The following is a 25737-nucleotide window of genomic DNA, read 5'->3' as shown; positions in this document are numbered from 1 at the left end:
TATCCCAGCAACGGCATAGAACCCTTCCCGGGAAGCGCTTCCGGCGCCGCCTCGGGCTGCGCGCACATTATGCTGATTGGATGACAAACCCCCTTTCGGCTGCTTCTGCACGCGTGGGCTCGGGTCTGCGGATCGGCGTCCTGGCACTTCAGGGCGACTTCCGCGAACACCTCCGGGCCGTGGAAACTGCCGGTGCCATCGGCGTCGGAATCCGCCGGCCTTCCGAACTGGCTGGCCTGGACGGCCTCATCATTCCTGGCGGCGAATCCACGGCGATCGACAAGCTGGCCCGCGCTTTTGACTTGGCCGGACCGTTGAAAGACCGGATCCGCGACGGACTGCCGGTCTACGGTTCCTGCGCCGGCATGATCCTGCTCGCCGAAGAGATCGCCGACCCGGCCACGGACCTGGCCGGCAACCCGCAGCAGACCTTCGGTGGCCTGGACATCACCGTGCGGCGCAACGCCTTCGGCCGCCAGCGAGAGTCGTTCGAAACGGACCTTGACTTCAAGGGCCTGGACTTCAGCGCCACGAAATCCGGCGTTGCCCCGGTACACGCCGTGTTCATTCGCGGCCCTTGGGTGGAACGCGTTGGCGCCGGCGTGGAGATCCTGGCCCAGGTGGAGCCCGCCGACCCTGAGCACGCCTCCCATGCGGCCAGCCTGCCGGGGACAGCTAGAATTGTTGCAGTGCGTTCCGGCCACCTGCTGGCCACCTCCTTCCACCCGGAAGTGACTGGGGAGAAACGCGTACATGAACTTTTTATCCGCATGATCAGAGGAGACGCGTAAAGCATGTCTGGACACTCCAAATGGGCAACGACCAAGCACAAGAAGGCCATCCTCGATAGCCGCCGCGCAAAATCGTTCGCCAAGCTGATCAAGAACATCGAAGTTGCCGCCCGCATGGGCGGACCGGACCTCCAAGGCAACCCGGGCCTGGAACTCGCAGTCACCAAGGCCAAGAAGACCTCGGTGCCCGCCGACAACATCGACCGTGCCATCAAGCGTGGCGCCGGCCTCACCGGTGAAGTGGTTGACTACACCGAGATCATGTACGAATGCCGTGGCCCGCAGGGTTCGGCGCTGCTGATCGAGTGCCTGACGGACAACAAGAACCGCGCAGCCTCCGAGGTCCGCCTGGCCATTTCCCGCAACGGCGGCACCATCGCCGATCCGGGGTCGGTCAGCTACCTCTTCAGCCGCAAGGGCGTCGTCTCGATGCCGAAGAACGGCCTGAGCGAGGACGACGTCCTGATGGCAGTCCTCGACGCCGGAGCCGAGGAAGTCAAGGACAACGGCGACAGCTTCGAGATCCACTCCGAGCCAACCGACCTCCAGGCCATCCGGGATGCCCTCAAGGAAGCCGGCATGGAGTACGAGACCGATGAAGCTGAGTTTGTGCCGTCCATGCAGGTGCCGCTGGACCTCGACGCCGCCAAGAAGTTCATGAAGCTGGTTGACGCGCTGGAGGAGCTCGACGACGTCCAGAACGTCTACAGCAACGCCGATCTCAGCGACGAAGTCCAGGCCGCCCTGGAAGCTGAGTGATTTTCCGGTTTGTGGCCTAGGGCGGATGGCTCAGGGTGACCCTGCGCGTATTGGGCGTTGACCCGGGCCTCACCCGCTGCGGCATCGGGGTGGTTGACGTCGAACGGAACCGGCGGGCCACGATGGTGGCAGTAGGGGTGGTGGGTACCTCTCCCGAGGAGACCCTGGATCAGCGCCTGCTGGTGATTGCGTTGGCCATCGATGAGTGGCTGGACCGCTACGAACCGCACGTGCTCGCCGTCGAACGCGTTTTTTCCCAGCTCAACGTCAGCACGGTGATGGGGGTGGCGCAGGCCTCCGGTGTGGTGATTGCCGCGGCAGCCCGGCGAGGGATCCCGGTGGCCCTGCATACGCCGTCGGAAGTGAAAGCGGCCGTGACCGGCAGCGGCACCTCCAATAAGGAAGCCGTGACCAAGCTCGTCACGAAAATTCTCCGGCTCGACGCGCCGCCGCGGCCGGCGGACGCTGCAGACGCCCTGGCACTTGCCATCACCCACGCCTGGCGGGCCGGCAGCGGCGCTGCCGTGGCCACCACCGGCCCCGGCAGCCTGTCGCTGACGCCGGCCCAGCGCGCCTGGGCCGACGCCGAGGCGAAAGCGCGCCGCGGACGCTGAATGTCTGCGGCGCTTGCTAGGGTATTCGTAGATATGTTCGGATAGCCGGTCCTGCTCCCAGGAGCCCGGCAGTACACCAGGAGCCCGGCTTTGATCAGTTTCCTTCGCGGAACCGTTGCGCACGTTGGCCTTTCCACCGCCGTCATCGACCTCAACGGGGCGGGCATGAGCGTGAACGCCACGCCGCAGACCCTCAGCCGCCTCCGCACCGGCGAGGAAGGCAAGCTCTTCACCTCGCTGATCGTGCGCGAGGATTCGCTCACCCTGTTCGGTTTTGCCTCCGACGACGAACGCGAAGTTTTTGACGTCCTGCTGAGTGTCAGCGGCGTGGGCCCGCGGCTCGCACTGGCGGTGCTCGCCGTTCACGAGCCTGAAGCGATCCGGGTTGCTGCCCACACAAGTGACAGCAAAACGTTCACGAAGGTACCAGGCATCGGTCCCAAAGTGGCCGGGCGGATTGTGCTGGAACTGGCCGGCAAGCTGGTGCCGCACGGTACGGCGGGTGCTGCCGGGGCGTCCACCCCGGCCGAAGCAGCCTGGAAGCCCCAGGTGGTGGCGGCCATGACCAGCCTCGGCTGGTCGGAAAAGGATGCCGCTGCGAGCATCGAGAAGGCCCTTGCGGATGATCCCGAGGTGGAATTCCGTGGCAATGTGGCCGAAATCCTTCGGACCACGCTGCGCTGGCTGGGGCAGGACGGCGCGCGGGCCGGCAACCGCGTAGGCAGCCGTGGCTGAGCCTTCAGTGGTGGCGGCGGGGGAGGAACCCGAGGAGCGGGTGATCGAAGCCGCCCTCCGGCCGAAGAATCTGGATGACTTCGTGGGCCAACACCGGGTCCGCAGGCAGCTCTCCCTGGTTCTCCAGGCCTCCCGGATGCGGGGACGCAGCGCGGACCACGTACTGTTCTCCGGCCCTCCAGGCTTGGGCAAAACCACCCTTGCCATGATTGTGGCTGCTGAAATGAACGCGCCACTGCGGATCAGCAGCGGTCCGGCCATCCAGCACGCCGGCGACCTCGCGGCGATCCTCTCCTCTCTTTCCGAAGGGGAGGTCCTGTTCCTGGACGAGATCCACCGGATGTCACGGCCGGCAGAGGAAATGCTCTACATGGCCATGGAGGATTTCCGTGTGGACATCGTGGTGGGCAAAGGCGCCGGGGCCACCGCCATTCCGCTGGAGCTTCCGCCCTTCACCCTGGTAGGCGCCACCACACGCGCCGGTCTGCTGCCCGGCCCGCTCAGGGACAGGTTCGGCTTCACCGGGCACCTGGAGTTTTACAGCGTGGCGGAGCTGGAACTGGTGCTCAGGCGCTCCGCCGGCCTGCTGGACCTCAAGGTCAATTCCGCGGGTTTCAGCGAGATTGCCGGCCGGTCCCGGGGTACCCCGCGTATCGCCAACCGCCTGCTCCGCCGCGTCCGGGACTGGGCGCTCGTGCATGGGATTGAGCAGATTGACGCCCGCGCCGCTTCCGCTGCCCTGGACATGTACGAAGTGGACAAGCGCGGCCTGGACCGCCTGGACCGGGCAGTCCTGGAAGCACTCATTACGAAGTTCGGCGGCGGACCCGTAGGACTGTCCACCCTTGCCATCGCGGTGGGGGAGGAGACCGAGACTGTGGAAACGGTGGCGGAGCCGTTCCTGGTGCGCGAAGGCCTGCTGGGCCGGACGCCCCGGGGCCGCATCGCCATGGCTCCGGCCTGGACCCACCTGGGCTACGCCATACCGGCCGGGGTTTTCGGGCAGGAGCCGCTGGATCTGTTCGAAGCGGACCCGGACCCGGACAGCGCGGAGTCCGCGGCCGAATGGGCGCCGAACGGTCAATAGCACTGTCCTCCCAGCTTTTCCCTTTAGACTGGTATGACACCCGGCACGTTCGGGTCTGTGTTCCCGCGGCGGCTCCGAGGAGCCGTGGCCTGCCAGGCACGATTTTCTGCAACGGGGAACGACGCGGACGCTGCCGAACACCCGATACGCCAGTACAGAACGGAATCTTCCCTGTGGATCCAATGAACATCGTCTTGTTCGCAATGCTCGGAATCTTTATCTTCATGATGTTCCGCCGCAACAAGAAGACCAAGGAGCAGCAGGCAACGCTGCAGTCCCAGTTCGAGCCCGGTGTTGAGGTCATGACGAGCTTCGGACTCTTTGGCCGGATTGTCTCCATGGACGACGCCGAGAACAAGGTTGTCCTGGAACTCTCGCCCGGAAACCTGGCCACCGTCCACCGCCAGGCCGTGACCAAGATTGTGGAGCCGCCCGTCGACGCCGAAGCTCCGGCCGTACCGGATGACGCTTCCTCCCTGACCGTTGAAGAAGCGGGCACTCCGGCAGCATCCGCCGAAACCCCGGATGAGACCCTGAAGCGCCTCAACGACGAGGGCAAGAAGGACAACTAGTCCGCCGCACGGCAGCCCGCGTTACAACACCTCTACGGCTGGGGACAACCGCCGGTGGGACTGATAGCTCCCGCCGGTGGTTCCTCCGTAAATAAGAGAAAGATTCACAATGGCACGAACTGGCCCTAACAACTCAGGCCTGAGGGTACTGGTGTGGCTCGGTGTAGTCCTCGCCGTGCTGACCGCCGTCCTGGCCGGCGGCAGCCTTGCCGGACAGGCAAGCTGGGCACCCAAGCTGGCACTGGACCTCGAGGGTGGCACCCAGATGATCCTGGCGCCCAAGGTTGAGGGCGGTTCGGACATCAATGAAGAGCAGCTCAACCAGGCCGTAGCCATCATCCGCCAGCGTGTGGATGGTTCAGGTGTTGCCGAAGCGGAGATCAGCACGCAGTCCGGCCGCAACGTGGTGGTCAGCCTTCCGGGAACGCCCACGAAGGAAACCCGCGACCTGATCCAGGCCTCGGCGGACATGAACTTCCGCCCGGTGCTGCTCAACGGAGACGGCGCGCCCGTCCCCACGGAATCCCTCACCCCCGAAGACCAGCTTCCGAAGCCCACGGCAGAACCGGCCAACGGCAGCGACATCAACTGGATCACCGCGGACATCTACCGCCAGTTCGAAACCATGGACTGCAACAATCCCGCGCCGGAGAGCCCCGAAGCCTCCGATCCCGCCCAGCCCCTCGTTACCTGTGAACCGGCAACTGAGACCACACCTGCCATCAAATACATCCTGGGACCGGTAGAGGTCAAGGGCGGCAACATCGTCACGTCCTCCTTCCAGCTGCAGCAGGGTGCGCAGGGCGCTGTGACCAATGACTGGGCCGTCAACATCCAGTTCGACGACGAAGGTACCGCCAAGTTCAAGACGGTCACCGAGCGCCTGAACCAGTTCTACGTGGCAGCAGGCGGCGAGACCGGCAGCGACCCCAAGGCGCAGTTCGCCATCGTCCTTGACGACCAGGTCATTTCCGCGCCCCGTTCGCAGGCAGTCATCACCGACGGACGTCCTCAGATCACTGGCGGGTTTACCGAGCAGTCAGCGAAGGCACTCTCGGATCAGCTCCGCTTCGGCGCGCTCCCCATCAGCTTCGAGATCCAGAGCGACCAGCAGATCTCCGCAACCCTGGGTGGCGAACAGCTGCGTATGGGCCTCCTCGCGGGCATCATTGGCTTGCTCCTCGTGGTGGTGTACTCACTCTTCCAGTACCGGGCCTTGGGCCTGGTGACCATTGCGTCGCTGGTGGTGGCCGGCGCCCTCACCTATCTGGCCATTGCCCTGTTGGGCTGGACTGAAAACTACCGGCTTTCCCTTGCCGGCGTGGCCGGGCTCATCGTCGCCATCGGCCAGACAGCGGACTCGTTCATCGTTTACTTTGAACGTATCCGCGATGAACTCCGCGAAGGCCGTGGGCTTGTCTCCGCTGTGGAGAACGGCTGGAAGCGGGCCAAGCGCACTGTCCTGGCATCCAAGGCAGTGAACCTGCTTGCCGCCCTGGTGCTCTACTTTGTGGCCGTCGGCAACGTCCGCGGGTTCGCATTCACGCTGGGCCTGACGGCCATTGCCGACCTCATCGTGGTCTTTATGTTCACGCACCCCACCCTGCAGCTCCTGGCGCGCACCAAGTTCTTCGGGGAGGGCCACCGGCTCTCCGGCCTTGACCCCAAACGGCTCGGTGTTTTGCCGCTCTACCGCGGCGCCGGACGCCTGCGCACGCCTGAGGCCAAGCCGTCCGTAGTCCGGGCCAAGAACACCGGAGCGGCCGCCGAGGCTGAACGACGCATGACCATCGCAGAACGCCGCCTCGCGGAAAAGCAGGAGCAGCTCACCAGCTCCTCCAAGAGCGCAGCCAAGGAGAACAAGTAATGTCCAGCAGCTTCGCCAATTTCGGCAACGAGCTCTACACCGGGAAGCGCTCCTACAACTTCGTCAGTGCCAAGAAGCTGTGGTTCATCATCGCGGCGGTGGCGGTGGCACTGTCCATCCTCATTCCGGTTGCCAAGGGCGGCTTTAACCTTGGCATCGAATTCCGCGGTGGTTCGGAGTTCACCGTCTCCAACGTGCAGAGCACCGACTCGGCCCTTGGCGAAAAGGTTGTTGAGGACGTTGTGGCCGGCAGCGTCCCGCGTGTAGCCAACGTCGCCGGTACCACCATGCGGATCCAGACGGACAAGCTCACGGACGACGAGACCCTCAGGATCAAGGAAGGCCTCACCTCGGCCTACGGCGTCACTGACAACGAAGTGACCTCAACCTTTATCGGGCCCACCTGGGGTGCGGATGTCACGAAGCAGGCCCTGATCGGCCTGGTCGTCTTTGTGGCGCTGGCCGCAGTGCTGATGGCGCTGTACTTCCGGACCTGGAAGATGTCGCTGTCCGCGATGGCGGGAATGCTGGTGACGATGTTCATCACAGCGGGCGTGTATGCCCTCAGCGACTTCGAGGTGACGCCGTCAGCCATCATCGGGTTCCTGACGGTGCTCAGCTACTCGCTGTATGACACGGTGGTGGTCTTCGACAAAATCCGTGAAAACACCGCTGATATTGATGGGTCCACCCGCCGCACTTTCGGTGAGGAAGTCAACCTCGCCGTCAACCAGACCCTGGTGCGTTCCATCAACACCATGATGGTGGCCATCCTGCCGGTCGGCGCCATTCTGTTCATCGGTGCCGGCCTTCTGGGGGCAGGCACCTTGCGGGACCTGTCGCTGGCCCTGTTCGTCGGAATCCTGATCGGCACGGCTGCGACCATATTTATCGCCGCCCCGATGTATGCCTGGCTGCGCCAGAGCGAACCTGAGCTGGTGAAGCAGGCGAAACGCGTGGAACAACGCCGGTCCGCGAACAACGCCAAGACCGAAGAACCGGCTGCGCCCGCAGGGGCCTGACCGCTCGCACCACAGCGGGCCGGGCGGCGTCGGAATTCCGGCGCCGCCCGGCCCGTTTCGCATTTAGGCGCCGGTTACATAAGTGAACTGGCGGGGGAATAGACTGAGGTAATTAAACAGTCGTGAGGGGTGCTTCATTGGAAGAACGTTCGGCGTCGGTGCCAACGGCAGGCGGGGATAACAGCCCGGGCCACGGAGTTCAGACCGGGCTGACCGCTTCCGCACGCCCGGCGCCGGTTGTTCCTGTAGACAATTCGGGCGCCCGCCCTACATTTCCCGGCCGACGCGAGCGGACGCGCTCCCGGCTGGCGCGGCTGACCGGGCGCGGCACGGCAACCTATTCGCCCATTCTTGAGCCGCTGCTGCGTACCGTCCGCGCGAACAACCCCAAAGAAGATTTTGACCTCATCCAGCGCGCCTTTGAGGTGGCCGAGGAGAGCCACCGCGGGCAGAAGCGCAAGAGCGGTGATCCGTACATCACCCACCCCGTGGCAGTAGCCACCATCCTCGCTGAGCTGGGCCTTAGCGGAACCACCTTGGCCGCGGCCCTGCTGCACGACACTGTCGAGGACACTCCCTACACGCTGGCGGACCTCAAAAAAGAATTCGGTCCTGAAGTTGCCATGCTGGTGGACGGCGTCACCAAGCTGGATAAAGTCAGCTTTGGTGAGGCCGCGCAGTCGGAGACCGTCCGCAAGATGGTTGTGGCCATGGCCAAGGACATTCGGGTCCTGATGATTAAGCTCGCGGACAGGCTCCACAATGCCCGGACGTGGCGGTTTGTCTCCGCGGAGTCTTCGGCCCGAAAAGCCCGCGAAACCTTGGAAATATTCGCGCCCCTGGCCCACCGGCTGGGCATGAACACCATCAAGTGGGAGCTGGAGGATCTCTCCTTCGCGGCCCTCTACCCGAAGGTCTATGAGGAAATCGTCCGGATGGTGGGCGACCGCACCCCGGAACGCGAGAAGAGCCTCGGCGTCATCCGGGACCAGATCACCGACGACCTCCGTACCGCCCGGATCAAGGCCACCATTACGGGCAGGCCGAAACACTATTACTCGATTTACCAGAAGATGATTGTTCGGGACAAGGATTTCGACGACATCAACGACCTCATGGGCGTCCGCGTGCTCGTCGATTCGGTCCGGGACTGTTACGCCGCCCTGGGCACCATGCATTCGCGCTGGAACCCGTTGCCGGGGCGTTTCAAAGACTACATTGCCATGCCCAAGTTCAACATGTACCAGTCACTGCACACCACGGTGATCGGCCCCGGCGGCAAGCCCGTTGAGATCCAGATCAGGACCCACGAAATGCACCGCCGGGCTGAATACGGTGTGGCCGCCCACTGGAAGTACAAAGATCAGCCCAACCGGACCGCAGTGGGGCCGGGCAGCCCCCGCGACGGCGATATGGGCTGGCTGAGGTCCCTGGTTGACTGGCAGCAGGAGACGTCCGATCCGGGGGAGTTCCTGGACTCGCTGAGGTTTGAGATCAACGCCCGCGAAGTCTTCGTCTTTACCCCCAAGGGCGAGGTCATGGCCCTGCCTGCCGGATCGACTCCGGTGGATTTTGCCTACTCGGTTCACACCGAAGTGGGGCACCGCACCATCGGCGCGCGGGTCAACGGCAAGCTCGTTCCCTTGAATAGCGAGCTCAACCACGGCGACTGGGTGGAGATCTTCACCTCCAAGGCCGAAGGCGCCGGGCCCAGCCAGGACTGGCAGCACTTCGTCAAAAGTGCCCGCGCCCGGAACAAGATCCGTCAGTGGTTCAGCAAGGAACGGCGCGAAGAAGCAATTGACCGCGGTAAGGAACTGCTGACCCGGGCCATGCGGAAGCAGAACCTGCCCCTGCAGCGACTGATGACTCACGAGGCCCTTGCCGCGGTCGCCGCGGACTTCAAGTACGTTGACATCTCCGGCCTCTACGCCGGCGTAGGCGACGGCCATACGTCAGCGCAGTCGGTCATGGAGAAACTCGTTGAAAGCCTTGGCGGCAACGAGAGCACTGACGACGACATCACTGAAGTCAGCATTCCAACGCAGGTGGCCAAAACCAAGTTCTCCGATTCCGGCGTGGTGGTGCGCGGCGTTGGCGATGTCTGGGTGAAGCTCGCTCGCTGTTGCACGCCCGTTCCGCCGGACCCGATTCTTGGCTTTGTCACCCGCGGCTCCGGTGTTTCGGTGCACCGTACAGACTGCACCAACATTTCGGATCTCAGGGACCAGCCCGACAGGATTGTCGAAGTGGACTGGGCGCCCACCCAGTCAAGTGTTTTCCTGGTGGAGATCCAGGTTGAGGCGCTGGACCGGAAGTCCCTGCTCTCGGACGTCACCCGCGTCCTGTCCGAGAACCACGTCAACATTCTGGCGGCCAGCGTTAACACCTCCACCGACAGGGTGGCCATCTCCAGGTTCGCCTTCGAGATGGGCGATCCCAAGTACCTCAGCCACGTCCTCAGTGCCGTGCGGCGCATCGACGGCGTGTTCGACGTCTACCGGACCACCGGCAACAAGCGCCGGAGCTAGCAGAGCCAGCTTTTCCAGTGCAGCCCGTTTGTGCGGGACCCGGGGGCTGGCTTCGATGGCCAGGATCAGCAGGCGCAGCCGCACGTCCCGCTCCGGGCGGGCCAGCAACCCCGCCAGCGCCGGCAAGGCCCGGTGGGCGTCGACGTGCAGCGCAATATCCACGGCGGTACGCAGGGGGCTGGACACCATCAGCCCGCCCAGGCTGACCACGTCGAACGGACCCAGCCGGACTTCATGGAGCGTGCACCCCCGGGTGTTGCGGAGGCTCGAAATCCGCCGCTTCGCATCCACAAGTAATGCGAGGCGGTCCGGTTCAGCAGCACAGCCGTAGATCCACGCCGCCGTCATCCGCCCGGCCACCACGCGTTGCCTGACCGCCGCAGGCACCGCACTGGCCACCGTTCTGGCCCGAATCTGGGGTGACGCGGCCGCATCCGGCAACGTGAACCCGTGCTGGTGGAACTGCGCCAGGACGCCGTCCGCTGCCAGCGACTGGAGTTCGGGCCACGCGAAAGGCTTCCCCGGCGAATACAGGTCCGGGTATTGGGGCGGTGAGGAGGTGGCCATCCTGCCATCCTGCCGTGTCTTCCCTTAACGCGCACAGGCCCGGTCCCGGATATGTGGATAACCGGGACCGGGCCTGTGCGTCCTGCGACGGGCGCCTTACAAAAAGGCGCCCTACAAATTACTGGCTAGGAAAGCTCGCTGGCCGAGCGCTGGATCTGGTCCAACCAGGCCTGCCTCGCCTCGAGGGCCTCGCGGGCCCCCTTGATCTTGCGCTGGTCGCCGGCTTTCTCGGCCTTGGCAAGATCGTCCTGGAGGCCTGAAATGGCTGCTTCCAACTGAGACAGGGCGCTGTTGGTGCGGGCCTTCGTCTCGGGGTTGGAGCGCTGCCAATTTTCCTCTTCGGCGTGGCGGACAGCGTCCTCCACCTTGCGGAGGCCGGCTTCGATGCGTCCCATGTCGGCGCGGGGGACCTTGCCGGCTTCTTCCCAGCGGTCGCGGACAGACTGAAGCGCCTTCTTGGCAGCGGCCAGGTCCTTGACCGGCAGTATGGTGTTCGCTTCGACGAGGAGCGCTTCCTTCACCGTGAGGTTGGCGGCGTATTCCTGGTCAATTTCCTCGTTGGCTGCCTGCCGGTGTGTGAAGAACACGTCCTGGGCGGCACGGAACCGGGCCCAGAGGGCGTCGTCGTCCTTGCGGCTGGCACGAGGTGAGGCTTTCCATTCATCCATGAGACGGCGGTATTCGCCCGCGGCGAAGCCCCAGTCGGTGGACGAGGACAGGGCCTCGGCTTCGGAGATGAGCTTTTCCTTGGCCGATTTGGCGGCCGAGTTTGTGCTGTCCAGCTGGGAGAAGTAGGCGCGGCGGTGACGGTCGAAGACCGTGCGGGCGGCGCGGAACCGCTTCCACAAGGCGTCCTCGTTGCTGCGGCCAAGCCGGATGCCGCCCTTCTGGGCCGTCTTCCAGCTTTCAAAAAGATCGTTCATCCGGGCGCTGGAAGTCTTCCACTGGATCTGTGCGGGATCCTGCCCCGAGATCTCTTCGGCTTCGGCCACGATGGCTTCACGGGCCGCGAGCTCTGCGGAGCGTACGGCATCATGTTCCGCCTTCTCGGTCTTTTCGAGTTCGGTGATCTGCACGGAAACGGCGTCCAGCCGGGCTTCGGTGGAACGGAGGTCTCCCACCATGTTCCGCTCCGCCAGCTGCTCTCGCAGGTGCGTGACGGTCTTCTGCATATCAGTGCTGGGCGCCTTGGAGCTGATGCGCTGCTCCAGAAGCAGGACCTGCGCAACAATGTCGTCATGCTTCCGTGCGAAGTAGGCAAGGGCTTCGTCATTGCTGACATCGGGGTACTGGCCCACCGGGTGCTCTTCGCCATCGATCGTCAGGAATACGTGGCCGTCACCCTCGACACGTCCCCACTTGGCGGCTTCCGCCAGCGAGGTCGCGGAGACGACGGGTGCAGGTGCTGCCACAGGTGCGGCTGCTGCCGGCTTGGGCCGGGCGGCGAAGGCTGCCGGTGACGGGGCGGGGCGGGCTGCCGGAGCAGGCACGGGTGCCGGTGCCGGGGCTTCCTCAGCCGGAGCCTCAACGGCCGCGCTGTCCTCAACGGCCGCAGGCTCTTCAACGGGGGCCGTACCGGCCTCGTCACCTTCAACCGGGGCGGCCACGTCCTCTTGTTCCACGTCCGCTGGAGCCTCGGTTTCAACCGTGGCCGGCTCGGCGGTTGCCTGGACAGCGTCTGCCTGGTCGGCCACGGGGGCCGTTACCTCGGTCAGGTCTGCTGCTGTTTCGTCGGATTTCTGACTGTCTGTCACCGCTAAAAGTCTTTCGCTTGGAGGGAAATACTCACGTACTGCACCGCGGCCCGTAGGCCTGGCTTCCTACTTCAGAGAAACCGAGTCTATCGTGACTGGTTGCACAGGTGCGCCGTCTGATGCGCTGGAGCCGGGGGTGATTCCCGCGGCGGCGATGGCGTTCACTGCTTCCATTCCAGAGGTCACCTTGCCCACCACCGTATAGCCCCCGGCCGAGTCGGCGGGAATCACTGTGTCTTTGTAGACCACAAAGAACTGTTTGCCGTTGCCGTAGGCGTTGTCGCCGGACCGGGCTATGGCAATCGTGCCGGCGGGGTAGGTGTTGTCTGCCGGGGTGTTTTCGAGGGGGCCCCAGGTGTACCCGGGGTCGGCGGCAGCAGTGGCGCCACCGCACTGCAAGAGTCCGAAGGTTTCACCCGTGGTCAGCCGGTGGCACGCGCTGCCGTTGTAGAAGCCCTCGTCCGTCAGTGCCTTGAAGACCGCGGCAGCCTGGGGCGCCTTGGTGCCGTCGATTTCGACGCCGAGCACGTTCCCGTTCAGTGCCATTTCACCAGTGAACACCTTGCCGGCGGCAGTGTCCGCAGCCGGGATGTTGGCGCCGTTCGTGGCCGGCGCGGAAGGCGCGGGAGAGTCCGTTGGGCTGGTCAGGCCGGCCTCCGCGGCGGCGAATTCGTCCTCCGTGGGGTTGCCGGCAAAGGCAGTAAGTTGGAGCACGACGGCGAGCAGGACGGCGGCGGTTCCGGCGCCGGCGGCGATGAGGTTGTCGCGCTTGCGCCGTCTTTCCTGATTCCGCCGCAGCTCGCGCTTTGCCTCCATCTGCTGGATGCGCCGTTTGGCTTCGCGGGCGCTGCGAGAACTGGCCGCCAATGGTCCTCCTGTATGTCGGGCCGCGTCCGGTCAATACTGAATCCGAAGGCGGGTGTCTGGCGGCAGCCTTCTGCGCTGCCCGCCGCCGTATTAGAGATGCCGGCGGATGACGCATAAACTGACTGCCGCACATAGTTTATGCATGAGTTGCCGGACTGCCGCCGTTCCCCGCCCGTTTCGGGTGGAATGCCGGGCAAAGTCCCAGGCACCCTTCATCAAGAGGAGAACATCCACCATGGCACGCACCGCCTCCCTGTCCGGATTCCCCGAGTGGCTTCCCGAGGAGCGGCTGGTGGAGCTGCACGTGCTGGACACCCTGCGCAAGGTCTTTGAGCTGCACGGCTTCTCGTCCATCGAGACCCGCGCCGTGGAAACCGTCGGCCAGCTACTGCGCAAGGGTGAGATTGACAAGGAGGTTTATGGCCTCAGCCGCCTTCAGGACGACGACGCCGACACCTCCGACGCAGGCAAGGCCGGCAAAGCCGACCCCAACGCCCTCGCGCTCCACTTCGACCTCACGGTGCCTTTCGCGCGGTACGTCGTTGAGAACGCCGGGTACCTCGCGTTCCCGTTCCGGCGTTACCAGATCCAGAAAGTCTGGCGCGGGGAACGCCCGCAGGAAGGCCGCGCCCGCGAATTCACCCAGGCAGACATCGATGTTGTGGGCGACGGTGAGCTGCCGTTCCGCTATGACGTGGAGATTGCCCTGGTCATCGCCGAAGCCTTGAGCGCCCTGCCGATTCCGGACTTCCGCCTGCGGATCAACAACCGCAAGCTTGCCGAGGGCTTCTATCGCGGCATCGGCTTGGACGACACCGCCGGGGTGCTCCGCAGCATCGACAAGCTCGAAAAGATCGGCGCAGCCAAGGTCGCCGAGCTCCTCAAGAGCGAACTGGGTGCCTCCGACGAGCAGGCGCAGGCAGCGCTGAAGCTGGCAGGAATCCGCACCGAGGACACCTCGTTTGTGGCCCAGGTCCGCGCACTCGGCGTGACGAACGACCTCCTCGAGGAGGGCCTGAACGAACTGGAACAGGTGATCGCAGCCGCCGTGCAGCGCGCGCCGGGCAAGGTCATTGCCGACCTCAGCATCGCCCGCGGCCTGGACTACTACACCGGCACGGTGGTGGAGACGGTCCTGGTGGGCCACGAACAGCTCGGGTCCATCTGCTCCGGCGGCCGCTACGACGCGCTGGCGAGCAAGGGCAACCGCAAGTTCCCCGGTGTCGGCCTCTCCATTGGTGTGACCCGGCTGGTGTCGCGCATCCTGAGCCAGGACCTGGCCAAGGCCTCACGGTCGGTCCCCACCGCCGTGCTGGTGGCGCTCACCACTGACGAGAGCTGGGGTGCCGCGCAGGACGTTGCTGCCCAGCTCCGCAGCCGGGGCATCGCCACTGAAGTGGCTGCCAAGGCGGAGAAGTTCGGCAAGCAGATCAAATTCGCGGACCGCCGCGGCATCCCGTTCGTCTGGTTCACCGACGACGACGGCAAGCACCAGGTCAAGGACATCCGGACTGGCCAGCAGGCCGACGCCGATCCCGCAACCTGGGCGCCGCCGTCGGAAGACCTCACGGTTCAGGTGACAACCGCAGCAGCCCTTCCAGCCTGACAGCGCCGGCCTAAACGGGGCACTTCGACACGGACTCGCCGCACATTAGGTCTGTTTCCCTGGTTTGGGGACCAATGTGCCCCACGACGGTGTGACTCAGCGGCGCAGCCGAAGCACCACGAACCTGCAGGCCGCGCCCGCGGCCAGGACGGCGGCCATCCCCAGCACCGAGGCAGGCGGCAGGGTGAAAGCCAGTAACAGGCAACTGATGAAGCCGGCCACATTGAGCCACCGCGGGCCGTGGGCCGGGTGCTCTTCGAGGGTGTACGCCGCGGCGTTCGTCACCGCGTAGTAGATAAGAACACCGAAGCTGGAGAACCCCACCACCGTCATCACGTCAGTGGTCAGGATCAGGAGAACCACGACGGCGGCCACTGCCAGTTCTGCCACGAACGGCACTGTGTGACTGCCGCCCACCCGTGCCAGGGGCGCCGGCAGGTCGCGTTCCCGCGCCATGGCCAGGGTGGTGCGCCCCACTCCGGTGATGAGTGCCAGCAACGCACCCAGGCAGGCGGCTGCCGCGCCGGCCTGGACCACTGGCGCGCCGGAGGCGAGCTGCGAATCAACCACGGCGTCCAGCAGCGGTGACGAGGTGGCGGCCAGCCTGCCTTCGCTCAAGTGGTTTTGGAGGAGCAACGCCAACGCCAGGTAGATGGCGAAGGCGCCAGCGAGGGCAGCCATGATCGCACGCGGAATGGTCCTGGCCGGATCCTTGACTTCCTCGCCCAGGGTGGCGATGCGCGCATAGCCGGCGAAGGCGAAGAACATCAGGCCGGCGGCCGGCAGCACCCCGCCCAGTTCGGCGAGAACACTGCCAGAGGCAGCTCCGCCGTCGGCCGTCCCGCCTGCCGAAAAGCCGGTCGGATGCGGCCCCACGATCGCGGCAACGGCAACAAACACCAGCGTGGCCAGGACAACGCACAGCAGGATCCTGGTCAGCAGCGCTGTGCGGGTGATCCCGAACAGGTTCACAGCGGTCAGCGCCACCACCGCAGCGATGGCAACCGGCACTGCGTAGCCGGGGGAGACGTAGTGGCCGAACGTCAGGGCCATGGCGGCGCAGGAGGCCGTCTTGCCGCTGACAAATCCCCAGCCAGCCAGGAAACCAGGCCATTCCCCCAAGCGTTTCCGGCCGTAGACGTACGTTCCGCCGCTGGCCGGATAGCGAGCGGCCAGCTCCGCGGAGGCCACCGCGTTGCAGTAGGCCACGGCCCCCGCGATCAGGACGGAAAGGACTAAGAATGGTCCGGCCAGTCCCGCGGCCGGGGCGAAGACCACAAAAACGCCGGCCCCGAGCATGGAGCCGAGGCCGATGGACGTGGCATCAAACACGCCCAGCCTCCGTTGCAGCTGCGGGTGTTGGGACATGGGGGAGGCCGGCCTTTCCAGCGGGTAAACTCAGACGGGATTGTTCCCGGAACGATCCTATGCAGTTTTTATCTTTTGTTTTCCTGCTGTCGTCTTCAGAAAGGCGTGCTGTGCTGCGCACACATGACCTCGGATCCCTTCGCTCCGAGCACATTGGACAAACCGTAACCCTGGCCGGCTGGGTGGGCCGCCGTCGTGATCACGGTGGTGTTGCCTTCGTGGATCTGCGCGATGCGTCCGGCGTGGCCCAGGTCGTGGTCCGTGAGGAAGAAGTCTTCCACGGTCTGCGCAACGAGTACGTCCTGCAGATCACCGGCACCGTTTCCAAGCGCCCTGAGGGCAATGAGAACCCCGCCCTGGCCACCGGTGCCATCGAGGTCATGGCTGACAAGGTGGTTATCCTCAACACCTCCGATCCGCTGCCGTTCCAGATCGATGAGCATGTGGAGGTCGGTGAGGAAGCCCGCCTGAAGCACCGCTACCTTGACCTGCGCCGCCCCGGCCCCGCCCGCAACCTCCGGCTGCGCTCCGAAGCCAACCGGATTGCCCGCGAACTGCTCCACCAGGACGGTTATGTCGAGATCGAAACACCCACGCTGACGCGTTCGACGCCGGAAGGCGCCCGCGACTTCGTGGTTCCAGCCCGCCTGGCGCCGGGTTCCTGGTATGCGCTCCCGCAGTCCCCGCAGCTTTTCAAGCAGCTCCTGCAGGTGGGCGGCTTCGAGAAGTACTACCAGATCGCGCGCTGCTACCGCGACGAGGACTTCCGCGCCGACCGCCAGCCCGAATTCACCCAGCTGGACATCGAAGCAAGCTTCGTGGACCAAGACGACATCATTGCCCTGGGCGAAAACATCGTCAAGGCGCTGTGGAAGCTGATCGACGTCGAGATCCCGACGCCCATCCAGCGCATCACCTACGCGGACGCCATGGCGCGCTATGGCTCGGACAAGCCCGATCTCCGTTTCGGCGTGGAGCTGACTGAGCTCACTGAATTCTTCAAGGACACCGGCTTTGGTGTCTTCAAGGCCCCGTATGTGGGCGCAGTGGTGATGCCCGGCGGCGCTTCCCAGCCGCGACGCACCCTGGACGGCTGGCAGGAATTCGCCAAGCAGCGCGGCCACAAGGGCCTGGCATACGTCCTCTTCAAGGAAGACGGCGAACTGGCTGGCCCGGTTGCCAAGAATCTGAACGAAACCGAGCGCGCAGGCCTCGCCGGCGCCGTGGGCGCCAAGCCGGGCGACTGCATCTTCTTCGCCGCAGGTGAGAAGTCAGCGGCCCGGGCCCTCCTGGGTGCTGCCCGCGTGGAGATTGGCCACCGCACCGGCCTGATCGATCCCAGCGCCTGGGCCTTCTGCTGGGTGGTGGACGCCCCCATGTTCGAACCGGCCGCCGCTGCGGTGGCGTCCGGCGATGTGGCGGTTGGTGCCGGCAAGTGGACGGCCGTCCACCACGCCTTCACCTCACCCAAGCCCGAGTTCATGGATACGTTCGACAAGGACCCGGAATCGGCCCTGTCCTACGCCTACGACATCGTCTGCAACGGCAACGAAATCGGCGGCGGCTCCATCCGTATCCACGAGCGCGACGTTCAGGAACGTGTGTTTGAACTGATGGGCCTGGACCGGGCAGATGCCCAGACCAAGTTCGGGTTCCTGCTGGAGGGCTTCAAGTACGGCGCACCGCCGCACGGCGGCATCGCCTTCGGCTGGGACCGTGTGGTGGCACTCCTGGCAGGTGTGGAGTCCATCCGCGACGTCATTGCCTTCCCGAAGACCGGAAACGGCTACGACCCCCTGACCCAGGCCCCCGCGCCGATCACGCCGCAGCAGCGCAAGGAAGCCGGCGTGGACTTCAAGCCCCAGACGAAATCGGAAGAGCCCAAAAAGGCCGAGTAATCTGAACACCGCAGTCGAGGGGCTCCCCGGGAAACCGGGGGGCCTTTCGCCTTGGAAGGGTGGTATGCCATGACAGTTTCACGTGCGGCACAAGCCCATGCCCTGCCCGGGCTTGAGGCGCTGATGGACGCCGCCTGGCCGGCGCCGGACCGCGAGGAATCCGGCGGCTGGGTGCTCCGGGCAGCCGCCGGCGTGACCCAGAGGGCCAACTCTGTGTGGCCCCGGGAACCCGGCGCCGATCCACGCGCCCAGCTCGCTGCACTCCGTGAGGCACGTCTCTGGTACCGGAACCGCCGGCTTCCGCTCATCTGCCAGGTCTTCGATGATCCCCGCTCGACCGGACTGAATACCGTCCTCGACAGGGAAGGCTTCACCCGGCAGTCCGAAACACTGGTGATGTGCCGGAGCAACGGCGCGCACGCGGCAGACCACGTTGCGGACCCACCTGCGGCTCGACCTGCGGTGACCCGCCCTGAGGTAGCCGATCCCGGCGTCGAGCTCTCCACGGACGCCAGCGATGAGTGGCTTGAGCTGTGGTGGAGCGTCGATGGCCGCGGCGGTCCGGCCGAACGGGAGACCGCACGCAGCATCCTGGCAGGCTGCCCGTCGGTGTACGCCCTGGTGAGGTCGGACGACGGCGTCCCCGCCGCCGTCGGACGGCTGGCTGTTCCTGAGGCGGAGGCAACAGGGGGTTGGGGCGGGCTTTACTGCATGGCCACCCGTCCGGACGCCCGGCGGCGCGGCCATGCCCTACGGATCATGCAGGCTCTCCTGCACGAAGGCGCCGCCCGCAACTTAGCCGGTTACTGGCTGTTGGTCACCGCAGCGAATCCCGGCGCCCAGCAGCTCTACGCCAAGGCGGGATTCCAGGAAACCGGGCGCTACCTCTACCGGCAGGAACGGCCCAAGCGCCATCTGACCGGCTGTTGACGCGACCCGCCCCCTGTCATAGGCAATGCGGGGTCACTTCTCGCCCGATAACCGAGGTTTATCGGGCGAGAAGTGACCCCGCGTTGCATCAGGAGGGTTGTTCCGCCTGGGCCATCGCTAGCTAGGGGGCGTCCGCAACCTGGATCCTGACTGCGCACACATCCGCGGCGGCCTTCCGCAGCACCGAGCCGTTGGGATCGGGCACATCCAGGAAGTCCAGCCGCGGGACTGAGGCATAGGGCCTCATTGCCGGGTGGTCCATGACCAGCCCCGCGAGGGTCCGGTCCCCGCCGGGAGCAAGATATTCGAGTAACTGGCCCCCGAAGACCGCTGCTGCATGCGCCGCCACCTTTTCCACCAGCTCATCCGCCTGGTTGGCCCGGCGGCGTGCGAACCGTTGCTGGGACTGGCCACCGGCCGCAGTCCGGGACTGCACGTAGCGGGAGCCCGTCTTGGACGCGAGGAGGATGCCTTCCCTGGCCACGGCCGCCGCGTAGCCGCCGCGCCGCACCAGTACCAGTCCGGCCGTCCGTGGCTGGGCGGCGACGGAGGCCAGGCGCTCCAGCGCATCGGCGCCCCGTCCCGGCCGTCCGTCCGGTGGCCAGGGCGCCTGGAGCAACGCGGTGGTGCCGTCGGCCGCCAGCAGCCGCACGCCGTCGTCGTCATCGCTGATCCGGAAGCCGCCGTGCGCGGCCCCGAAACGCTCCGCCCATCCTGCCAGGCGTTCGCCGGACACAAACGCGGTCCTGACGGACCCCGGACGGCCGGCGGGGGTGCTGCGTGCGCTCATGGCGGGATCCCTTAGGTGGGGGGGCGGGAAATGGCGGGCGGAAGTGGGGCGGTGAACTAATGAGTAGCCTATCTATGTGGATGATCTCTTCGCCCAAGGGCATGGCAATGACGACGACGACAGTGACGAACCGCCGTCGTCGGGCCGTACCGCCGCGCCGCGCAGCCCCTTGGCCGTCCGGATGCGGCCACGCACCCTGGACGATGTGGTGGGCCAGCAGCACCTGCTGGGGCAGGGATCGCCGTTGCGGCAGTTGGCGGCCGGCACCGACGCCCTGGGTCCGGCAGGCCCCAGCTCCCTGATCCTCTGGGGACCTCCCGGGACCGGAAAGACCACGCTCGCCCACGTGATTGCCAAGGGCAAGGGGCGGAAGTTCGTGGAGCTGTCGGCCATCACCGCGGGCGTCAAGGACGTTCGGCGGGTCATGGACGAAGCCCTTACGGCGCGGGATCTCTACAAGACCACCACCGTGCTTTTCCTTGACGAAATCCACCGCTTCAACAAGGCACAACAGGATGCCCTGTTGCCCGGCGTGGAGAACCGCTGGGTGGTGCTCGTGGCGGCCACCACCGAAAACCCGTCCTTTTCCGTGGTCTCGCCACTGCTGTCCCGTTCGCTCCTGCTCACCCTGAAACCGCTGACAGCGGCGGACATTGAAGGGCTTCTGCAGCGCGCCGTCTCTGACGAGCGCGGCCTGAACGGGAAAGTGGAGCTCAGTGCTGAGGCACTGGCCCACCTCGTCAGGCTCGCCGGCGGCGACGCTCGCCGCGCCCTGACAGCCCTCGAAGCGGCGGCGGGTGTGGCCTTCGGCGATGCGGATGACGCCGATGCCGACTCGCTGGTCACTGTGGAGCTCAAGCACACCGAACGTGCCCTGGATGTTGCCGCCGTGCGCTATGACCGCGCCGGCGACCAGCACTACGACGTCGTCAGTGCCTTCATCAAATCGGTACGAGGGTCCGACGTGGACGCCGCCCTGCACTACCTCGCGAGAATGCTGGAAGCTGGCGAGGACCCGAAGTTTATTGCCCGGCGAATTGTGATTTCGGCAGCCGAAGACGTGGGAATGGCGGACCCTACTGCGCTGCAGACGGCGGTTGCCGCCGCCCAGGCGGTACAGCTGATCGGCATGCCCGAAGGGCGGATCGTGCTGGCCGAGGCCGTGGTGCATCTGGCCACCGCGCCGAAATCCAATGCCGCCTACATGGGACTCAACAAGGCCGTGGCGGATATCCGTACCGGCCTGGGCAACGGGATCCCGGCGCACCTGCGCGATGCGCACTACCCGGGGTCCAAGCAGCTGGGCCACGGGCTCGGCTACAAATACGCCCACGATGCCCCCCACTCCGTGGCCAGCCAGCAGTACCCGCCGGATGACCTGGTGGGTCGGGACTACTACGAGCCCACCGCCAACGGCACGGAACGCGACATCGCCGTGCGCCTCGAACGGCTGCGGAAAATCATCCGCGGCAACTGACCGGCGTCGGCGATCGGGTGACCCTGGGCCGTGATGCCGCTGGAGTGATGCCACTTGGGTGAAGAAGTGACGCAGGGGAGCCGCGGCCGGAGTGTGGGATTGCAGCCGAATCCTGCTAAGATTGTTCGTTGTCTGGCAAGGCGCGGACGCAATCTCCCCATCCTTCAGTATTTTGTGCTGTTTCGTTGGGGTAGCCCTGTGCCCAGTAGCAAAAGGCAGCGGTTGGCCGATGCTCTCCATTATGGAGGCCAGTAACACTGACACACCGCAGATATTGGAAGGACACAAGTGGCTAACAACACTCGTGCTCGCCGTACAGCACGCCTCTCGCGTGCACTCGGCATTGCTCTGACCCCCAAGGCCGCCAAGTACATGGAGCGCCGCCCGTACGGCCCCGGTGAGCATGGCCGTGCCCGCAAGAAGCAGGACTCCGACTACGCCGTACGTCTGCGCGAAAAGCAGCGTCTGCGCGCCCAGTACGGCATCCGCGAAGCCCAGATGACCCGCGCCTTCGAAGAAGCCCGCCGCACCAAGGGCCTGACCGGTGAAAACCTGATCGAACTGCTCGAAATGCGTCTTGACGCCCTCGTGCTGCGTGCCGGCTTCGCCCGCACCATCGCCCAGGCCCGCCAGCTCGTTGTGCACCGCCACATCATGGTTGACGGCATCCGCGTTGACCGCCCGTCCTTCCGCGTCAGCGAAGGCCAGCTTGTCCACGTCCACACCCGCAGCGAAACCATGGTTCCGCTCCAGGTTGCAGCAGCCGGCGCACACCGCGACGTCCTGCCCCAGGTTCCGGCCTACCTGGACGTCAAGCTTGACGCCCTTCAGGCCCGCCTGGTCCGTCGCCCGAAGCGCTCCGAGGTTCCCGTAACCTGCGAAGAGCAGCTCGTCGTCGAATTCTACGCACGCTAAATCCCAGCAGCGTATCCAAAGAAGCCCGTGGCAAGCGCCACGGGCTTCTTTGTATGTAAGGTACTTGGGGGACATCCGCGGAACGCATCAAGGCAGCGTGCGCGGAGGTAAAAGATCCATGTCAGTTTCAAGGAGTTGAACGTCTATGTCTGGTGGCGATATTGCCGGCCTGATCGCGGCCGGGGTGTTCGCACTCCTGGTGCTGCTGCTTGCTGTGCCCATCCTGAAGCTCGGTAGTGTGCTGGAAGAGATACGGACTTCCATCCGGTCCCTCAGTGACGGCGCCACGCCCCTGATGGACGAAGTCACGGCGACTGTCTCCACCACCAACCAACAGCTCAAAAAAGTGGACGGCATCGCCTCCAACGTTTCGGATGCGTCGGCAAACCTTTCGGCCTTGTCATCACTCATTGCAGCGACCGTCGGTTCGCCGCTGATCAAGGTGGCGGCCTTCAGCTACGGCGTGCGCTCGGCCCTCGCCAACCGCAAGAAGCCTGCACCCGGCCGCCGTAGCCGCTAAGCCACCGGAGAACTGAAATGAAACGATTTGTCTGGATGGGAATCGGCGTGGCCATCGGTGTCATCGCTTTCCGCAAGATCAGCGAAGCCCAGTCCAACCTGGGGCCCGAGGGTCTGAACCGCGCCGTGGGCCGGCTGGCCGACGGCGTCTACGACTTCGCGGATGCCGTGCGGGCCGGGATGCACGAGCGCGAGACAGATCTCCGGGCCGCCCTCGGGATCGACTCCCCGGCCGTCCCCTCGCGGGATCTCAGCCACCGCTGAACCCGCGGAAAAAACGCGCGAGAATTAAACCAGCAGCCCCCGCTTGCCGGGACTGCCGTCTGAATCAATAAGTCATGCGTGGCATAACGCGTGAACCGAGAAGGGTATGTAATCAGCTCATGAAGTCGCAGGAGATCACAAAGCGCTGGGTGGACTTTTTTGTCAGCAAGGGGCACACCGCGGTTCCCTCCGCCTCGCTGGTCTCCAGCGACCCCTCCCTCCTGTTCACCGTGGCCGGCATGGTCCCGTTCATCCCTTACCTGACTGCCCGTGAAGAGGCCCCTTTCGACCGGGCCACCAGCGTTCAGAAGTGCATCCGCACCGGTGACATCGAAGAGGTGGGCAAAACCGCCCGCCACGGCACCTTCTTCCAGATGTGCGGCAACTTCTCCTTCGGCGATTACTTCAAGGAAGACGCCATCAAGTTCGCCTGGGAGCTGCTCACCAAGAGCGTGGACGACGGCGGCTACGGCCTTCCGCCGGAACTGCTGTGGGTGACGGTTTACGAGGAGGACGACGAAGCCAAGGAGCTGTGGCTGACAAACACCGGCGTTCCGTCCGAGCGCATCCAGCGCATGGGCAAGGCCGACAACTACTGGCACACCGGCCAGCCGGGCCCCGCAGGCCCCTGTTCGGAAATCTACTACGACCGGGGTCCTGCGTACGGCGTTGAGGGCGGTCCCATTGCGGACGAAAACCGCTACGTCGAAATCTGGAACCTGGTGTTCATGCAGTACCAGATCGACAACGTCCGCTCGAAGGACGACTTCGACGTGATCGGCGAGCTGCCCAAAAAGAACATCGACACCGGCCTCGGCATGGAGCGCCTCGCGATGATCCTGCAGGGCGTCGAGAACATGTACGAAACCGACCAGGTCCGGCCTGTGATCGACAGGGCTGCCGAGCTGTCCGGCCGCGAGTACACCTCGGCCGAAACACCCGAGGATCCGCACCACACGGACGACGTCCGCATGCGCGTTGTGGGTGACCACATCCGTTCGGCCCTTATGCTGATCGCCGACGGCGTGACCCCGTCCAACGAGGGCCGTGGCTACGTCCTGCGCCGCCTGATCCGCCGCGCCGTGCGTTCCATGCGCCTGCTCGGCGTCGAAAAGGCCTGCCTGCCGGATCTGCTCCCCGCCTCACGCGATGCCATGAAGGGCGTCTACCCCGTCGTGGCGACCGACTTTGACCGCATCAGCCGGATCGCCTATGCCGAAGAGCGGGCCTTCCTGCGCACCATCGCTTCAGGCACTGCCCGCCTCGAAGATGCCGTGACGGAGTCCAAGGCCGCCGGTACGCCGCTTTCCGGTGCCGATGCTTTCGCCCTGCACGACACTTACGGTTTCCCGATCGACCTCACCCTGGAAATGGCCGAGGAAGCAGGCCTGAACGTCGACGAGCCGGAATTCCGCCGTCTTATGCTCGAACAGCGGCACCGTGCCCAGGCTGACGCCAAGGGCAAGAAGGGCGGCCACGCCGATCTCAGCGCCTTCCAGGAACTGCTGGCCCAGGGCGAGACTGTCTTCACCGGGTACACGGAGCTTGATGGTGAGTCCCGGGTCCGGGGCATTCTCAGCCGCGGACAAAACGTGGGGCACGCCGCCACCGGCGACGAGATTGAACTCGTCCTGGCCGAGACCCCGTTCTACGCTGAGGCCGGAGGCCAGTCGGCTGACACGGGCCTCATCACCGGTGACGGATTCGTCGTCGAGGTCCTGGACGTCCAGCGCCCCGTCAAGGGCCTGAGCGTCCATAAGGCAATCGTCCGCGAGGGCGAGATCGGCTCCGACTCGCTGGTCCGCGCAGCCGTGGACCGCGAGCGGCGCCACGCCGCCGAGCAGGCCCACACCGGCACGCACATTGTGCACGCCGCCCTGCACCAGATCCTCGGCCCCGAAGCCACGCAGCGCGGTTCCTACAACAAGGCCGGCTACCTCCGCTTCGACTTCGCCTGGGGCGAAGGCCTCAGCACCGCCACCCGTTCGGAAATAGAGGAAGTCTCCAACCTCGCCATCCGCAACAACTTCCGTGTGGACACCAAGGTCATGGGCCTGGCAGAGGCCAAGGCGCTGGGGGCCATGGCGCTCTTCGGCGAAAACTACGGCAGCGAAGTCCGTGTTGTGGAGATCGACGGCGCGTGGTCCCGGGAACTCTGCGGCGGCACGCACGTGGCAAACACGTCCCTGATCGGCAGCCTGTCGCTGCTCGGCGAGCAGTCGGTCGGTTCAGGCAACCGCCGGGTGGAGGCCTTCGTGGGCATGGATGCTTTCCGCCATCTGGCCGCCGAGCGCGCCCTGGTGACTGAACTGACCGAGATGCTCAAAGTGCCCTCCGGCCAGCTTGCCGACAGAATCGCAAGCACGCTGAACAAGCTCAAGGCCACGGAGAAGGAACTCGACCGCCTTCGCAAGGAACAGATCGCCGCGGCGGCAGGAAACCTCGTGGGTACAGCCCGGGACGCAGCCGGCGTCCAGGTCATTGCACACGACGCCGGCCAGATCGGCGGCGCAGACGACATCCGCAACCTTGCCCTCGACCTGCGCAACCGCCTCGGTTCGGCAGCATCCACGGTGGCGGTGGCAGGTGTCAGCAATGACCGGCCCATGATTCTCGTGGCCACCAACGAGGCAGCCCGCGAAGCCGGCGTGAAGGCCGGCGCCCTGGTCCGGCTCGCGGCCGGAATCCTCGGCGGCGGCGGCGGTGGCAAGGACGACGTCGCCCAGGGTGGCGGCACGGACGCCGCCAAGGTCGCACCGGCGCTGGCCGCCGTTGTGGACGCCATCACCCGGCGCTAGGGAACC

Annotated in this window: 21 protein-coding genes; 17 read left to right on the top strand and 4 right to left on the bottom strand. The window is 65.4% G+C overall.

The window, feature by feature from the left end:
* Positions 1–80: 80 nt before the first annotated feature.
* The 9 genes from pdxT to ACZY0Q_RS03295 all read left to right on the top strand — a co-directional run bounded on the left by pdxT (position 81) and on the right by ACZY0Q_RS03295 (position 9978).
* The gene (pdxT, locus tag ACZY0Q_RS03335; RefSeq protein WP_463914670.1) at positions 81–791 is read left to right on the top strand and encodes a pyridoxal 5'-phosphate synthase glutaminase subunit PdxT; all 711 of its coding nucleotides are present in this window, start codon (positions 81–83) and stop codon (positions 789–791) included.
* Between the two features lie 3 nt (positions 792–794).
* Complete coding sequence (locus ACZY0Q_RS03330) at positions 795–1550, top strand: YebC/PmpR family DNA-binding transcriptional regulator (RefSeq protein ID WP_463914667.1); 756 nt, start codon at positions 795–797, stop codon at positions 1548–1550.
* A 35-nt stretch (positions 1551–1585) separates the two neighbouring features.
* Complete coding sequence (gene ruvC / locus ACZY0Q_RS03325) at positions 1586–2164, top strand: crossover junction endodeoxyribonuclease RuvC (RefSeq protein WP_185260676.1); 579 nt, start codon at positions 1586–1588, stop codon at positions 2162–2164.
* Positions 2165–2254: 90 nt separating this feature from the next.
* Entirely contained in the window at positions 2255–2899 is a 645-nt protein-coding gene (gene ruvA / locus ACZY0Q_RS03320; protein WP_463914665.1) for a Holliday junction branch migration protein RuvA, read from the top strand.
* The gene (gene ruvB, locus ACZY0Q_RS03315; protein WP_463914662.1) at positions 2892–3986 is read left to right on the top strand and encodes a Holliday junction branch migration DNA helicase RuvB; all 1095 of its coding nucleotides are present in this window, start codon (positions 2892–2894) and stop codon (positions 3984–3986) included. Before ruvA ends, ruvB begins: the two co-directional genes overlap by 8 nt.
* A gap of 182 nt (positions 3987–4168) precedes the next feature.
* Positions 4169–4558 (top strand): preprotein translocase subunit YajC, encoded by a 390-nt coding sequence (gene yajC, locus ACZY0Q_RS03310; protein WP_463914659.1) that lies wholly within the window; start codon positions 4169–4171, stop codon positions 4556–4558.
* Positions 4559–4667: 109 nt separating this feature from the next.
* Positions 4668–6425, top strand: coding sequence for a protein translocase subunit SecD (gene secD / locus ACZY0Q_RS03305; protein ID WP_463914656.1), 1758 nt, complete (start codon positions 4668–4670; stop codon positions 6423–6425).
* Complete coding sequence (gene secF, locus ACZY0Q_RS03300) at positions 6425–7447, top strand: protein translocase subunit SecF (protein ID WP_463914653.1); 1023 nt, start codon at positions 6425–6427, stop codon at positions 7445–7447. Before secD ends, secF begins: the two co-directional genes overlap by 1 nt.
* 137 nt (positions 7448–7584) lie before the next feature.
* Positions 7585–9978: a RelA/SpoT family protein gene (locus tag ACZY0Q_RS03295; RefSeq protein ID WP_463914650.1), complete on the top strand. Its 2394-nt coding sequence runs from the start codon at positions 7585–7587 to the stop codon at positions 9976–9978.
* 692 nt (positions 9979–10670) lie between these two features.
* Here ACZY0Q_RS03295 and ACZY0Q_RS03290 read toward each other — a convergent pair.
* Positions 10671–12299, bottom strand: a complete 1629-nt coding sequence (locus ACZY0Q_RS03290) for a DUF349 domain-containing protein (RefSeq protein WP_463914648.1) — start codon at positions 12297–12299, stop codon at positions 10671–10673.
* A gap of 66 nt (positions 12300–12365) precedes the next feature.
* A complete protein-coding gene (locus ACZY0Q_RS03285) occupies positions 12366–13166 on the bottom strand; it encodes a peptidylprolyl isomerase (protein ID WP_463914646.1) in 801 nt (266 codons plus the stop codon).
* Between the two features lie 235 nt (positions 13167–13401).
* On the opposite strand from ACZY0Q_RS03285, the gene hisS reads away from it, so the two are divergent.
* Positions 13402–14772, top strand: a complete 1371-nt coding sequence (gene hisS, locus ACZY0Q_RS03280; RefSeq protein WP_463914643.1) for a histidine--tRNA ligase — start codon at positions 13402–13404, stop codon at positions 14770–14772.
* 96 nt (positions 14773–14868) lie between these two features.
* Here hisS and ACZY0Q_RS03275 read toward each other — a convergent pair whose 3' ends face one another.
* Positions 14869–16140 carry an APC family permease gene (locus ACZY0Q_RS03275; RefSeq protein ID WP_463914641.1) on the bottom strand — a complete coding sequence of 424 codons (1272 nt, stop codon included), beginning with the start codon at positions 16138–16140 and terminating at the stop codon, positions 14869–14871.
* 110 nt (positions 16141–16250) lie between these two features.
* Between ACZY0Q_RS03275 and aspS the strand changes: the two genes are divergently transcribed.
* On the top strand, positions 16251–18038 hold the full coding sequence (gene aspS, locus ACZY0Q_RS03270) for an aspartate--tRNA ligase (RefSeq protein ID WP_463914640.1): 1788 nt from the start codon (positions 16251–16253) through the stop codon (positions 18036–18038).
* Positions 18039–18107: 69 nt separating this feature from the next.
* Positions 18108–18968, top strand: coding sequence for a GNAT family N-acetyltransferase (locus tag ACZY0Q_RS03265; RefSeq protein ID WP_463914638.1), 861 nt, complete (start codon positions 18108–18110; stop codon positions 18966–18968).
* 121 nt (positions 18969–19089) lie between these two features.
* On the opposite strand, the gene ACZY0Q_RS03260 is transcribed toward ACZY0Q_RS03265, so the two are convergent.
* Positions 19090–19758, bottom strand: a complete 669-nt coding sequence (locus tag ACZY0Q_RS03260) for an acVLRF1 family peptidyl-tRNA hydrolase (RefSeq protein WP_463914637.1) — start codon at positions 19756–19758, stop codon at positions 19090–19092.
* A 76-nt stretch (positions 19759–19834) separates the two neighbouring features.
* Between ACZY0Q_RS03260 and ACZY0Q_RS03255 the strand changes: the two genes are divergently transcribed.
* From ACZY0Q_RS03255 to alaS, 5 genes are all read left to right on the top strand, one after another.
* Positions 19835–21235 carry a replication-associated recombination protein A gene (locus ACZY0Q_RS03255; protein ID WP_463914635.1) on the top strand — a complete coding sequence of 467 codons (1401 nt, stop codon included), beginning with the start codon at positions 19835–19837 and terminating at the stop codon, positions 21233–21235.
* 288 nt (positions 21236–21523) lie between these two features.
* Positions 21524–22150, top strand: coding sequence for a 30S ribosomal protein S4 (rpsD, locus tag ACZY0Q_RS03250; RefSeq protein WP_058932352.1), 627 nt, complete (start codon positions 21524–21526; stop codon positions 22148–22150).
* A gap of 145 nt (positions 22151–22295) precedes the next feature.
* Entirely contained in the window at positions 22296–22670 is a 375-nt protein-coding gene (locus ACZY0Q_RS03245; RefSeq protein ID WP_463914632.1) for a DUF948 domain-containing protein, read from the top strand.
* Between the two features lie 17 nt (positions 22671–22687).
* Positions 22688–22933 (top strand): DUF6167 family protein, encoded by a 246-nt coding sequence (locus tag ACZY0Q_RS03240; protein ID WP_463914629.1) that lies wholly within the window; start codon positions 22688–22690, stop codon positions 22931–22933.
* Between the two features lie 119 nt (positions 22934–23052).
* Positions 23053–25731 (top strand): alanine--tRNA ligase, encoded by a 2679-nt coding sequence (alaS, locus tag ACZY0Q_RS03235; RefSeq protein ID WP_463914626.1) that lies wholly within the window; start codon positions 23053–23055, stop codon positions 25729–25731.
* Positions 25732–25737: the final 6 nt, after the last annotated feature.

It is taken from the genome of Pseudarthrobacter lactosi (assembly GCF_055412785.1).
Note: the sequence above shows the minus strand (reverse complement) of the source record. Positions and strands in the feature narration are given on the sequence as shown.

Excerpts from the sequence above, each read along its gene's own strand:
- pdxT (WP_463914670.1), top strand. The coding sequence starts at position 81 with ATGACAAACCCCCTTTCGGCTGCTTCTGCACGCGTGGGCTCGGGTCTG.
- ACZY0Q_RS03330 (WP_463914667.1), top strand. The coding sequence starts at position 795 with ATGTCTGGACACTCCAAATGGGCAACGACCAAGCACAAGAAGGCCATC.
- yajC (WP_463914659.1), top strand. The coding sequence starts at position 4,169 with ATGAACATCGTCTTGTTCGCAATGCTCGGAATCTTTATCTTCATGATG.
- secD (WP_463914656.1), top strand. The coding sequence starts at position 4,668 with ATGGCACGAACTGGCCCTAACAACTCAGGCCTGAGGGTACTGGTGTGG.
- secF (WP_463914653.1), top strand. The coding sequence starts at position 6,425 with ATGTCCAGCAGCTTCGCCAATTTCGGCAACGAGCTCTACACCGGGAAG.
- hisS (WP_463914643.1), top strand. The coding sequence starts at position 13,402 with ATGGCACGCACCGCCTCCCTGTCCGGATTCCCCGAGTGGCTTCCCGAG.
- ACZY0Q_RS03275 (WP_463914641.1), bottom strand. The coding sequence starts at position 16,140 with ATGTCCCAACACCCGCAGCTGCAACGGAGGCTGGGCGTGTTTGATGCC.
- ACZY0Q_RS03265 (WP_463914638.1), top strand. The coding sequence starts at position 18,108 with ATGACAGTTTCACGTGCGGCACAAGCCCATGCCCTGCCCGGGCTTGAG.
- ACZY0Q_RS03260 (WP_463914637.1), bottom strand. The coding sequence starts at position 19,758 with ATGAGCGCACGCAGCACCCCCGCCGGCCGTCCGGGGTCCGTCAGGACC.
- ACZY0Q_RS03245 (WP_463914632.1), top strand. The coding sequence starts at position 22,296 with ATGTCTGGTGGCGATATTGCCGGCCTGATCGCGGCCGGGGTGTTCGCA.
- ACZY0Q_RS03240 (WP_463914629.1), top strand. The coding sequence starts at position 22,688 with ATGAAACGATTTGTCTGGATGGGAATCGGCGTGGCCATCGGTGTCATC.
- alaS (WP_463914626.1), top strand. The coding sequence starts at position 23,053 with ATGAAGTCGCAGGAGATCACAAAGCGCTGGGTGGACTTTTTTGTCAGC.